This window comes from Advenella sp. (assembly GCF_052108595.1).
Taxonomy (GTDB): Bacteria; Pseudomonadota; Gammaproteobacteria; order Burkholderiales; family Burkholderiaceae_B; genus Advenella.
In genome coordinates, this window is record NZ_JBQEAU010000111.1 from 1 (window position 1) to 12388 (window position 12388).

Annotated in this window: 12 protein-coding genes; 3 read left to right on the forward strand and 9 right to left on the reverse strand. The window is 53.6% G+C overall.

Annotated features, from left to right (window positions below):
• Window positions 1-523: oligoribonuclease (gene orn, locus ACTIKR_RS16885; protein ID WP_442328457.1), on the reverse strand; the 523-nt coding region annotated here is incomplete at its 3' end.
• Between the two features lie 53 nt (window positions 524-576).
• Here orn and ACTIKR_RS16890 point away from each other — a divergent pair.
• The 3 genes from ACTIKR_RS16890 (at window position 577) to ACTIKR_RS16900 (ending at window position 3571) form a co-directional block, all read left to right on the forward strand.
• Window positions 577-1848: a M48 family metallopeptidase gene (locus ACTIKR_RS16890; RefSeq protein ID WP_442328458.1), complete on the forward strand. Its 1272-nt coding sequence runs from the start codon at window positions 577-579 to the stop codon at window positions 1846-1848.
• Window positions 1845-2735, forward strand: coding sequence for a ribosome small subunit-dependent GTPase A (gene rsgA / locus ACTIKR_RS16895; protein WP_193088989.1), 891 nt, complete (start codon window positions 1845-1847; stop codon window positions 2733-2735). The genes ACTIKR_RS16890 and rsgA overlap by 4 nt, the downstream gene beginning before the upstream one ends.
• A gap of 305 nt (window positions 2736-3040) precedes the next feature.
• Window positions 3041-3571: an ATP-binding protein gene (locus ACTIKR_RS16900; protein ID WP_442328459.1), complete on the forward strand. Its 531-nt coding sequence runs from the start codon at window positions 3041-3043 to the stop codon at window positions 3569-3571.
• Between the two features lie 74 nt (window positions 3572-3645).
• Here the strand turns inward: ACTIKR_RS16900 and ACTIKR_RS16905 are convergent, their stop codons facing one another.
• The 8 genes from ACTIKR_RS16905 to ACTIKR_RS16940 form a co-directional block, all read right to left on the reverse strand.
• The gene (locus ACTIKR_RS16905) at window positions 3646-4365 is read right to left on the reverse strand and encodes an NUDIX hydrolase (RefSeq protein ID WP_442328460.1); all 720 of its coding nucleotides are present in this window, start codon (window positions 4363-4365) and stop codon (window positions 3646-3648) included.
• A gap of 218 nt (window positions 4366-4583) precedes the next feature.
• Window positions 4584-4970, reverse strand: a complete 387-nt coding sequence (gene rplS, locus ACTIKR_RS16910; RefSeq protein WP_193088986.1) for a 50S ribosomal protein L19 — start codon at window positions 4968-4970, stop codon at window positions 4584-4586.
• Between the two features lie 544 nt (window positions 4971-5514).
• A complete protein-coding gene (locus ACTIKR_RS16915) occupies window positions 5515-5727 on the reverse strand; it encodes a hypothetical protein (protein ID WP_193088985.1) in 213 nt (70 codons plus the stop codon).
• 594 nt (window positions 5728-6321) lie between these two features.
• Complete coding sequence (locus tag ACTIKR_RS16920) at window positions 6322-6966, reverse strand: peroxiredoxin (RefSeq protein ID WP_193088984.1); 645 nt, start codon at window positions 6964-6966, stop codon at window positions 6322-6324.
• A gap of 154 nt (window positions 6967-7120) precedes the next feature.
• Entirely contained in the window at window positions 7121-8914 is a 1794-nt protein-coding gene (locus ACTIKR_RS16925) for an acyl-CoA dehydrogenase (RefSeq protein ID WP_442328461.1), read from the reverse strand.
• A 150-nt stretch (window positions 8915-9064) separates the two neighbouring features.
• On the reverse strand, window positions 9065-10207 hold the full coding sequence (locus tag ACTIKR_RS16930) for a CaiB/BaiF CoA transferase family protein (protein WP_193088982.1): 1143 nt from the start codon (window positions 10205-10207) through the stop codon (window positions 9065-9067).
• 2 nt (window positions 10208-10209) lie between these two features.
• A complete protein-coding gene (locus ACTIKR_RS16935) occupies window positions 10210-11190 on the reverse strand; it encodes a Bug family tripartite tricarboxylate transporter substrate binding protein (RefSeq protein ID WP_442328462.1) in 981 nt (326 codons plus the stop codon).
• Window positions 11191-11268: 78 nt separating this feature from the next.
• Window positions 11269-12388: acyl-CoA dehydrogenase family protein (locus tag ACTIKR_RS16940; protein ID WP_442328463.1), on the reverse strand; the 1120-nt coding region annotated here is incomplete at its 5' end.

Sequence of the window (12388 nt, forward strand, 5' to 3'; positions counted from 1 at the left end):
GGTAGTGCTTGAGTTCATCAATGGATTCGTAAATATCGGCCAGTGCCTCGTGCCGGCTCTTCTTGTCGAATCCTTTGTAGACCTCTGGTTTCCAACGACGGGACAGTTCCTTGAGCGTACTTACATCCAGATTGCGGTAATGAAAGTAGCTTTCGAAGCGCGGCATGTACTTGTACATGAAACGCCGGTCCTGGCTGATCGTATTGCCGCAAAGCGGTGACGCGCCTTTGGGCACCAGCGGCGCAAGAAATTCGAGCAGGATGTCTTCGGCCTGTTCTTCAGTGAGTATGGAGGTGCGTACTTTTTCGGTCAGGCCGCTGCGGCCATGGGTGGATGTATTCCATTTATCCATTCCCGCCAGAATCTCATCGGATTGGTGGATAACCAGAACCGGACCCTCCGCTACCAGCGTGAGATCAGGTTCGGTGACGACAACAGCCACTTCCAGAATACGTTCTTTTTCGGGATCCAGGCCGCTCATTTCCATGTCCAGCCATACCAGTCGCAGATCATTTACCGCCATTTTCGATCCTTATTGTTCAGAAACATTATTTTCGCACAGAGCACACAACAGAAATGTCCCCAACCCCGTTTACGCTTTTATTTGTCCTTTTCCTTCTTTTAGAGACGATCACCCATTTGTGGCTGGCAAGTCGTCAGGCACGCCATGTTACGCGCCATCGCGCCAAGGTGCCCGACGAATTTGCCGAAAAAATCGGGCTGCAAAGTCACCAGCGCGCCGCCGACTACACGGTCGAGCGCATGAAGCTGTCCGTGACCCGGCGAGTCTTTGATGCAATGGTGCTCATCGGCTTTACCCTGCTTGGCGGCCTGCAGATGATCAATGCGTTTCTGATCAACATTATTCCCAATGATTTCTGGCGCCAGATTCTGCTGCTGGGTTCGGTTCTGTTGATTTCCGGCGCGCTGCAGCTGCCCTTTAGCTTGTGGAAGCAATTCAAACTGGAACAGAAATTCGGCTTCAACCGAATGACACTGGGCCTGTTTGTGAGCGACACGATCAAGGGCATGTTGGTCAGCGTGGTGCTGGGCTTGCCGCTGGCTGCGGTCACGCTTTGGCTGATGGCGGCCTCCGGTCCCCTGTGGTGGCTATGGGCATGGATGGTCTGGGTGGCGTTCAACGCATTCATTCTTTTTGTATTTCCGACCTGGATTGCTCCGCTTTTCAATAAATTTACGCCGCTGGACAACCCCGAACTGGCTGATCGCATCAACAATCTGGCACAGCGCTGCCACTTTGCCCTCAAGGGACTGTTCGTCATGGACGGCTCCAAGCGCTCGGCCCATGGCAATGCCTATTTCACCGGGTTTGGCAAATCACGCCGGATTGTTTTTTTCGATACCCTGCTGGGCAAACTGAACCCTGACGAAATCGAAGCCGTGCTGGCCCATGAGCTGGGCCATTTCAGCCATAAGCATGTGCAAAAACGCATGATTTTCAGCTTTTTGCTGGCGCTGGTGTTTTTTGCCGTGCTGGGCTTTCTGAAAAACCAGATCTGGTTCTATCAGGGGCTGGGCGTTTCCCCTGTCATCAATGGCTCCAATGACGCCATGGCGCTGCTGCTGTTCTTTATGGCGATGCCTGTCTTCACATTCTTCTTTGCCCCGATATTCAGCTTCTTTTCCCGCAAGGACGAGTTCGAAGCCGACCATTACGCACACACTCAGGCCAGCTCCGAGGCGCTGATTTCTGCGCTGGTCAAGCTCTACAATGACAATGCTTCGACCCTGACGCCAGACCCTGTGCACTCGGCGTTTTACGACAGCCACCCTCCCGCCTCGTTGCGCATTCGCCGGCTTCAAGAGTTGCAGGCGACAAACGGATGATGGTCGGGCGCGTTATAGCCGCTCACGGCCGTCACTATCAGGTGGAGCTGGACGACGGGCAGCTGCGTCAATGCTATACGCGCGGCAAGAAAACCGGCATTTGTGTCGGCGACTATGTAGACATCGAACCCCAGGGACAGGACGAGGGGCGGATTGAACGGGTGCACGACCGGCGCAATCTACTGTACCGCTCAGATGAGATGCGAGCCAAGCAATTTGCCGCCAATGTCGATCAGTTGCTGATTGTGGTCGCAGTCGAGCCTTTGTTTTCCGAGGACTTGACCGGGCGTGCACTGGCTGGTGCGTTCAGCGCCGACATCACGCCCGTCATCATTCTGAACAAATGCGATCTGACCGGGAGCCTGCCGCGAGCACGCGCCCTGCTCTCGGATATGAACGCATTGGGCGTGCGTATTATTGAAACCAGCACCCTGGAGCCACAGACGTTGCGTGACAGCCTTTTGCCGCTATTGGCAGACAAAACCAACCTGCTGCTTGGTCAGAGCGGTATGGGAAAATCCAGCATTCTGAATATCCTGGTTCCTGAAGCCCGCGCCGACACGCAAGCGCATTCCATTGCGCTGGGTACAGGTAAACACACAACCACCTCGTCGCGCCTGTACCACCTGCCTGGCGCCGGGGGAGACCTGATCGATTCACCCGGTTTCCAGGCATTTGGCCTCAAACACCTGGGCCAGACAGAAGTTGAGCAAGGCTTTCCCGAGTTTGCCCCGTACAGTCAAAATTGCCGTTTCTACAATTGCACGCATCGGCACGAACCCGGCTGCGGTGTGCTGGCTGCCAAAGAGCAGGGTTTAATCAGCGTCAAACGGCACGAACTCTACCTGCGTATCTTAGCCGAGTCGACCGCACCGCAGAAATATTGAGAATGTCTCGCCACCTCTTGGTTTGGGCATGGAGAGCGGCATCTGCAGGTCTTGAGACAACGGGGTGCTGGCCCCGAACGGCTTTACCCCCGAATCAGAGTCGTGTCCAGTTTCAAATTCAGTAAAAATGGCTGTCTTGATCTGATATTTTTTCATCAATTGGGAATGTGCATCCAGTCGAAAATAAACAAATAAATCAAATATAATAAATATGTTCCACAATTGGCCGGACTATTTTCAAAGCAACAAAACAACCGTCAGCCGTCATCGAAAATCAGGAGCGGTTGCATCCACACGGAATTGTTATGGAACACGCTGGCGAAATCCTTATTCTCACAGGCCCACCGGGCTCAGGAAAAACAACCACCGCACTGGCCCTGGCCGAACAACATGGGTCTGCAAAGGTCCACCTGCATGCCGACGACTTTTGGCGCTTCATCAAAAATGGCGCCATTGCGCCCTATCTGCACAGTGCGCATAGACAAAATAATGTGGTCATGGGTGCACTCTCTGGCGTGGCTCAAAGCTATGCGAATGGTGGCTATTTCGTTGTTGTCGATGGCATAATCGGCCCATGGTTTTTACCGTCTTTCCAGACAGTTACCACGCCAGTGCATTACATAGTCCTGCGCCCTCCATTAGCGCTGGCAATCGCTCGCTGTCAGCACCGCGGTAACGACACGTTGACAGACCCAGAGCCTATCGCAGCGCTCCATCACCAGTTTTCGTCGCTCGGTAAATTGGAACACCATGTTTTGTCTGTTGATGGCCAAACCCGACAGCAAACGCTTAAGATGGTAATTAGCGCCATGCAAACCGATAAGTTTCGTTTGTGACACCTTGACTCCAACTATGAAATTCCACTCTCACTCATTATGGAATATTTACATTTAAGGAGACACTCGACAGATCAGTCCTGAACCACGGCCAACACGCGATGGTAAAAATTCCTGATCACGTTTGCGGTTGCACCCCATATGAAATAACCATTCCAGGGCATGGAGTAATAATATCTTTCATTGCCATCCGGGGCGATGGCATGATGCAGACGATGATTGGCCGGATCCATCAGAAATGCCAGTGGCACATGAAAGACCTCTGCCACCTCCACCTGGTCTGTTTTTATTTCAACCGTATTAGCAAGCCAGCCAACGTAGGGGCGCAGCAGAAAGCCCGTGCCAGTATAAAATTCCGGCAATTGACCAAGAACCGTAACCGCCTGCGTAGGCACGCCAATTTCTTCAAAGGTTTCCCGCAATGCCGTGTGCTGTGGATTGATATCGCCGTCTTCTACCCGTCCGCCGGGGAAACTGACCTGCCCCGGATGGTGATACAGTTTTTCGGAGCGCTTGGTCAATAGCACGAAAATTTCAGCATCACGCTTTACCAGAGGCATAAGAACAGCAGAGTCAATATAGGATTCTGACTGGTATTGAATGATTTTTGCTTCGTTCCATTGGTGAACCAGCGCATCGGCAGACCAGACCAGCCCATGGTCAAAGGCGCGCTCGATGAGCGAAGCCGTGAGCACAGAAGGAGAAATAGCGTGCAGGTTTTCGTTGGCCACCGTCCATTTTTGTGCCTGCACGTCAAAACCGGGCGTAATAGGCTTTCTTAGTGGTTCAGTCAAAACAGTGTCCTGTGGAATCGATTATATTTATCAACGCGTCCATTTTACGACACCTAAGCATCGCTGCTATCCATCCGGAATAAAATGAAACGGGAAGGCGTGATAAGCGCCCATTGAAAAAGCCGGCAATGCCGGCTTTTCAACCCATTTACGCCACCATAAGACACCTGGTGGCAACAAAGGGGGTAATACTGGATAAAGCAGTAACTGAAAACCGCTTATGCAGTTGCCTTTTTGTCGGCCTTGCGTACCAATTTTTCTTTGATGCGCGCAGCTTTACCAGAACGGTTACGCAGGTAATACAGTTTCGCACGACGTACATCACCGCGACGTTTGACAACGATAGATGCAATTTGTGGAGAATACAGCTGGAATGTCCGTTCAACGGCTTCGCCTGAAGAAATTTTACGGACAATGAAAGACGAGTTCAGACCGCGATTGCGTTTGGCAATAACCACGCCTTCGTATGCCTGGGCACGTTTGCGGGTGCCTTCAACTACGTTCACGCTAACCACAACGGTGTCGCCTGGTGCAAATTCAGTCACAGGAGTGCCACCAGTCAGACGCTGGATTTCTTCCTGCTCGAGTTTTTCGATAAGATTCATAATAGACTCCGGTTCATCATGAACGGCTGTTTAGAATAACGTCACATTATTTGTGATTGCACCGACCCATTCAGGTGCGTTTGCCGACAGAGGATAAATAGAACTCGCAAGTATAACTTATTAGAGATAAGCTGACCAGCAATCTGGTCATTTTTGCGTAAACAATTGCGGCTTAAGTGATTGAATTCAATAAAAAAGCAACAAAACCCCAACAAAACCGGTTCCATCGCCGCAGGCAATCGAGCGCCCTCGCACGTCATGCGCCGGACACCCCGCGTGCAACACTGCCGGGGGACAACTCAGGGCAGACGACGGCTGGCCCGGAACGGTGTGATCGACACGGCGATCTATGGGAGTAGCAGCCTGGGAACTACGGCCTATGGACACATCGATATATAGGAAACGGCTATATAGGAAACGGCTATATGTGAAACGGCGGTATATAGGGAGCAATGGTATATTTGGGAAACGGCGGCACCCGATCAGCAATATAGCTGATTGGCGATAAGCAGCGCCCGGCATTGACGCCGTGACGATATAGCCATCAAGCCAGACCGGCCGCCATACCTAAAAGATTCATGACCGGAATTAAAGCAAACCACGCAGCCACCATGCAAATATCGGCCAGCAGATGACTGCTACGCTGTATTTTGCTGCTTTTTTTACGATAAAGCGTAGCAAAAGACTGGTCGAACTGACGGCAGGCTGATATAGTTGAAGCAGAAGGGGCACCAGGCTTGCGAATTTGGGTTGTCATGATGAATTCTCCAAGAGTTAAGAGGTGCCCGCCCGGGCCGAATGACAATCTGAATGCTGGAAAACACCAAACTGGAACCACATTCAACGGCGGGCAGGCGATAACTAGGACCCTATTCTAGTTATATCGCGACTATGCATTGCGATAAGTAATACTGTATATCCATACAGTATTTTTTGCAAGCGCAATTTCAACTCATTGCAGCTTCTGTGTTGTATTCCATCTTCGCTTTCAATCAAAAAACATTTTCTTCTTTTAAATCAAAAGATTAAAACTCGTCCCTTCTCATCCCTTACAACTGCCCTGTCGCTGCCAGCGACCTGATCCATCTGACTTGCCTGCATCCACGGCTCTCACGCAGACACGCCTTCTTAAGACGAGCATCTAAGACGAACACCGCTTACGAGCGACGATTTTCAGGTCAGTGCCCGAACATTGCCGACCCTCTGGATGAGGCCACATAAATGCCGTGGCCACACGCAAAAAAACCATGACTTGAACACCGTCATGGCTTTTTTGTCGAATCACCGCCCAAAGGCAGTTGGCGCGTTCTGGCTGTGTCAGAGCACAATCAGAACATGCCCACAGGGCTGATTATTTATTTGGCTGTGGCGTCGTACGCAAATAGGGGCGTACTTCAGTAAAGCCTTTGGGGAACTTCTGTTTCAGCACCTCAGGGTCTTTCAACGACGGAACAATGATTACGTCATCACCGTCTTCCCAATTGACCGGTGTGGCCACGCTATGGGAATCGGTCAGTTGCAATGAATCGATGACGCGCAGGATTTCGTTGAAATTGCGGCCGGTACTTGCCGGGTAGGTAATGGTCAGGCGAATTTTTTTGGCCGGATCGATAATGAATACAGAGCGTACAGTAACAGTTGCACTGGCATTGGGGTGAATCATGTCGTAAAGCGTGGACACTTTACGGTCATCATCGGCCAGAATCGGAAAATTCACCGTTGTATTCTGCGTATCGTTGATGTCATCGATCCATTTGTTGTGTGAATCGGCGTCGTCAACAGATACCGCCAGTACTTTTACATTACGCTTTGCAAACTCATCGGCCAGCTTTGCCGTATAACCCAGCTCTGTTGTGCAAACAGGCGTGAAGTCGGCCGGGTGAGAAAACAGAACACCCCAGCTGTCGCCCAGAAACTCGTGAAACTTGATGGGGCCTGTGGACGAATTCTGTTCAAAATCGGGGGCGGTATCGCCCAAACGCAGTGTTGTGCTCATGGTATCTCCTTGGTAAGCGTGGGGAATGTCCGATGAATTTCATCGGACTGTATACCGGGATTATGGCAAAGATTATTTATTCCCTAAAAGAATAAATAATAATTTTGATATACCCAATTTGCATATTAAAACAAAACCGCGGCACTCATGCGTATTAGGAAAATACGGCTGAAAATGCTTCCTGCACATTGTCACCCGCCTTGACTGCAGATGACAATGACAGCGCTCGTGGCAATAGATGAGCGGCATAAAATACCGCAGTGGCCTGTTTCTGCCGATGGATATCCGATTGTCGCTCGCGGCTTTTGAGCGCAGCGTTAGCCAGGTGCCAGCCAGCGTGTACATAACCTGCGAGCATAAGAAGCGGCACGCTTCCGGCGAACGTACTGCGCATCTGTCCCTTGGCAGCGAACTGAAGTGTGGCATCCAGGGCATTCTGATAGGCCTGGACTGCCACTTCCAGTTGCGTACCGATAAAAGCAAGTGCGGGATCATCCTGGTGCTGGTTCAGCGCATTAACCGTGTCGCACATGGCGGCGATAAAGCCGCGGCTGACCGCACCGCCGTCACGCAGGATTTTGCGTCCGATAAAATCATTGGCCTGGATGGCGGTCGTCCCTTCATAAATAGGCAAAATCCGGGCATCGCGATAATACTGGGCCGCGCCGGTCTCTTCTATGTAGCCCATTCCACCATGCACCTGCATGCCCAGTGAAGCCACTTCCACCGAGTTCTCAGTACTAAAAGCCTTGACGATGGGAACCAGATACTCATATTGGGCACGATGCAAATCCGCTGTTTTTGTATCAGCATGCTGATGCGCGACATCGTTGCACATGGCCGCATACAGTGCCACAGCGCGGCCGCCTTCGGTCAGCCCGCGCATGGTCATCAGCAGGCGCTGCACATCCGGATGATGATCAATGCTGACCGGCCCGGCCGATCCTTCCAGCGCATTGCCCTGCAGCCTGTCGGCCGCATAGGCGCGGGCCTGCTGCAAGGCGCGCTCGGATACTGAAATACCCTGGATGCCCACGTTGTATCTGGCTGCGTTCATCATGATGAACATATATTGCAGCCCGTGGTTTTCCTGGCCGACCAGATAACCGATGGCGCCCTCGCCCACCTCGCCTTTGTCGGCACCGTATAAAAGCACGGCAGTCGGGCTGCCATGGATGCCCAGCTTTTCTTCAATGGAGGCGCACCAAACGTCATTGCGTTTGTCAAGTGAACCGTCCTCATTGACCAGGAACTTGGGCACCACAAAAAGGGAAATGCCCTTGACGCCTTTGGGTGCGTCGGGCGTACGGGCCAAGACCAGATGGACGATATTTTCTGCCAGATCATGTTCACCATAAGTGATGAAAATTTTCTGGCCACTGATGCGGTACGTGCCGTCGTCCTGGGCAATGGCCTTGGTCGTAAGCAAGGCCAGATCGGAGCCGGCCTGGGGTTCGGTCAGATTCATGGTGCCCGTCCACCGCCCTTCGAGCATAGGCGGTATAAACGTCTGCTTGAGCTGCTCGCTGCCCGCCTGCGTGATAGCCTCAACGCAGCCATCAGTGAGCAACGGACACAAGGCAAAGGCCAGATTGGCCGCATTCAGGTTTTCGGAAATGACTGCCGATATTAGTTTCGGAAAACCTTGGCCACCGAGCTCCGGTGAATGCTGCAGGCCCTGCCAGCCGCCTTCGGCAAAAGCCTTGAACGCCTGGGCAAACGAGGCTGGCGTGGTAACTTTGCCGTTGTCCCATTTGGCACCCTGCTGATCGCCACCCCGGTTGGTTGGCGCCACCACCTCCTGGACGAATTTTGCATTTTCATGCAATACAGCGTCAACAATATCATCGCTGATTTCCTCATACCCTGGCAGGGCCAGCACCTGTTCAAGCAGGCCCATATCCTTAAGGTTGAAGAAAATATCGTCAAGAGGGGTTTTGTATGTCATGGCTGTCTCGTTATGTCGTAGTCAATTGAATAATGGCGGCCTGGCTGCGGCGCAAACGTGATTGGCGCCCGGGAAAAGCCTGTCAAATCAATATTACACTATCCGCAAAACCGTAACCAGACAGGGCGATTTAAACCGTGTTTGAACAAATCACTTTACGCCGTATTCCTGGTTATGTTCTCCAAAGCCCGGGGGTGGCGATCGAAATTGTGCAGGCGTGCGCGACAGTTTGATGGGTGTGTTAATGGCGCGATAGCTGCCCTGCTCAATCACCATCTTTCTATGACTGGTATGCGGATGCGCCAGCAGTTGAGCCACATTGTTTACCGGTGAAGCGGGCACACCGGCCTTCATCAACTCATCGGCCAGCTCGGCCGCCTGATGCGCCACCAGCACGGCGCACAGCGTCTCATGCAGAATCTGTCGATGCGCCAGCCGTTGCGCATTATCGATAAAACGCGCATCCTGGGCAATATCAGGGCACTTGAGCACCTTACACAGCGTCGCAAATTGCCGGTTGTTGCCGACGGCCAGGAACAACTGGCCGCAGGCGGTGGGGAAACTTTCATACGGGGCGATGTTCGGATGGGCATTGCCTGTCAGGCCGGGCACCTTGCCGCTGGCAAAGTAATTGGGCGCATGAGGGTGCAGCAGCGAGACGGCGCAATCGAAAAGTGAAACATCCAGATATTGCCCCTGGCCGCTGGTTCTGCGTTCGTTTACGGCAAGAAGCACCCCGATTGCCGCGTTCAGCCCCGTCACCATATCGACCACCGGCAGGCCCACGCGCGTCGGGGCACCGTCCTTTTCTCCATTGACGCTCATCAGCCCGCACAAGGCCTGGGCGCAGGCATCATAACCAGGCAAACCACCCAGGGGGCCGTCCGCGCCAAAACCGCTAATGCAGCAATGGATAAGCTGCGGAAACGCCTCTTGCAGCGCATCCTTGCCAAGCCCCCATTTTTCCAGTGTGCCGGGCTTGAAGTTTTCAATCAGGACATCAGCCTGCGACAACAGTTCGCGCAAAAAATGCTGTCCGTGCTCGGTCGACAAATCGGCGACCAAGCCTTTCTTGTTGCGATTGACGCCCATGAAATAGGCGGCGGTATCATCGATAAACGGCGGCCCCCAGCCACGCGTTTCGTCGCCTGCCGGCGGCTCGATCTTGAGCACCTCCGCGCCATGATCGGCCAGAATCTGTGTACAGTACGGTCCGCCCAGCACCCGGGTCAGGTCGATAACGCGGATGCCAGAGAGCGAGGCTGGGGAAGTATGAGTCTTTGTTGCGGTCATAGTCAATCGAGTTTGATGGATGCGTTGGAGATGACGTCGTGCCACTTCTTCACTTCGCTGTGAATAAATTGGGCCAGTTCTTCAGGCGTCTTTTTGTCGGCTTCCACAATGCCCTGGCTGCCCAAGGTGGCCTGTATGTCGGGTTCTGCCATGGCGCTTTTGAATGCGTCGTTCAATGACGAGACCACCTGATCGGACATGCCTGCTGGTCCGACAATACCGAAAAAGACACTCACGTCGTAGCCGTCCAGCCCCTGCTGCGCAATGGTCGGCAGCTCGGGCAGCGCCTTGGAACGCTGGCCTGCCGCCAGCCCCAGGGCATTCAGTTTGTGTTCGCGAATATGTGGCAACGCAGTCAGGACATCGGTAAAGGCCATGGAAACCTGCCCGCCCAGTAAATCATTGAGCGCCGGTCCGGTCCCTTTATATGGCACATGCAATATGCGGGTACCAGCCATGGTATTGAACAAGACGCCCGCCAGATGAGACGACGCGCCGGTACCAGAGGAAGCATAGGTAACCTTTTCCGGGTTGGCCTTGGCATACACAATCAGCTCCTGCACGTTCTTTACCGGAACCTTGGGATTGACAACAAGAATGTTGGGCAAATGGCCAATTTTCATGATCGGTGTAAAGCTGGTTTCCGGTTGGTACCGAAGGTTTTTGTACATGCTGGTATTGATCGCCAGCGGCCCGGACGTGCCGAACATAATGGTGTAGCCGTCAGGTTTGGCGCGCGCCACATACTCGGCGCCGATATTGCCATTGGCCCCAGCCTTGTTTTCAACCACAATCGTCGTACCAAGCTTCTCCCCGGCGCCCTGGGCCAGCCTGCGCGCCAGTGCATCGGTAGGACCGCCCGGCGGATAAGGCACCACAAGCTTTACGACTTCGGACGGAAAGTTGTCTTCAGCAACCGCAGCGCCAGGAACCACCAGACAGGCCAGCAGGCCAGCCAGGGCATAAATCCTTGATTTGTTCATGAGTCTCCTCCTGTTGCGCGAGCCGTGCAAGATAGCCGGCCGCGCATATTGTAAAAATTGAGTATGTATGTATGCAGATTACAGCGCGTAAGCCAACAGGGCCTGCATTGCGCCCTCGCATTTCGTCTGTGATAACGGGTCACGCGGCGCCAGACGATGGATCAAGACCTGATCGGCCAGCATGGCCCGTGATTCCAAGCCGGTGTGAGAGGCTTCCCAGCGCATGCTGGCAAGCGCTGCCACGTGATACAGCGCAGATGCAACCTGCCGCGCCATGACAGCATCTTCGCTGTCGGCCACACGCCTTGCCAGCGCAAATGTTTTGTCAATGCAGTCAGTCTGCAGGCCGGCCATTGAGGCCTCGCATGGCCTGCCAGTTTCCAGCAGAGCCTGTACATGGGTCTGCAGGGCGGCCAAGCCATTGCTCTTGCGTATCGCACGCAATACGTCGAGCGCCACGATGTTGCTGGTGCCCTCCCAGATAGAGCCCAGGTGAGCATCGCGCATGAGGCGCGGCTCGGACCACTCTTCGATATAGCCACAGCCGCCCCGCACTTCCATGGCGTCTCCGGTTACCACGCGGGCATCGCGGCAGGCGCGAAACTTGATCAGTGGCGTCAGGATGCGCAGCAAATCCCTTGAAAACGTATCGCCGCCGTCCGCCTTTTCCAGCGCCGTTGCAGTTTGGAACATGACCGAGCGGGCCTGCTCGGCCCGTGTCATCATCTTGACCAGTTGCCGTTGCATTAAAGGCATGTCGATGAGCCGCTTGCCGAAGGCTTTTCTGTGACCGCAGAAATAGACCGCCTCGCTGACTGCACGACGCATCAGGCCGGCGGCACGCATCCCATTGGACAACCTGGAGTTGTTGATCATATCGGCCATCTGTTGAAAGCCTTTGCCACGTGCGCCGACCAGCCATGCGAAAGCGCCTTCCAGCCTGATTTCACCACTGGCCATTGAACGGGTACCCAGCTTGTCTTTCAACCGCAATATCCGATACTGATTGGGCGCGCCGTCAGGGCATATTCTGGGCAACAGGAACAGCGACACGCCTTTGAGCCCGTCAACGTCTTCGCTGCGCGCCAGCACCATGGCAAAACCCGCATCAGGATTCGAGCAGAACCACTTGTCTCCCGTCAACCACCAGTGTCCATCTTCGTGAGGCTTGGCGATCACCTGTGTAGCACTGACATCG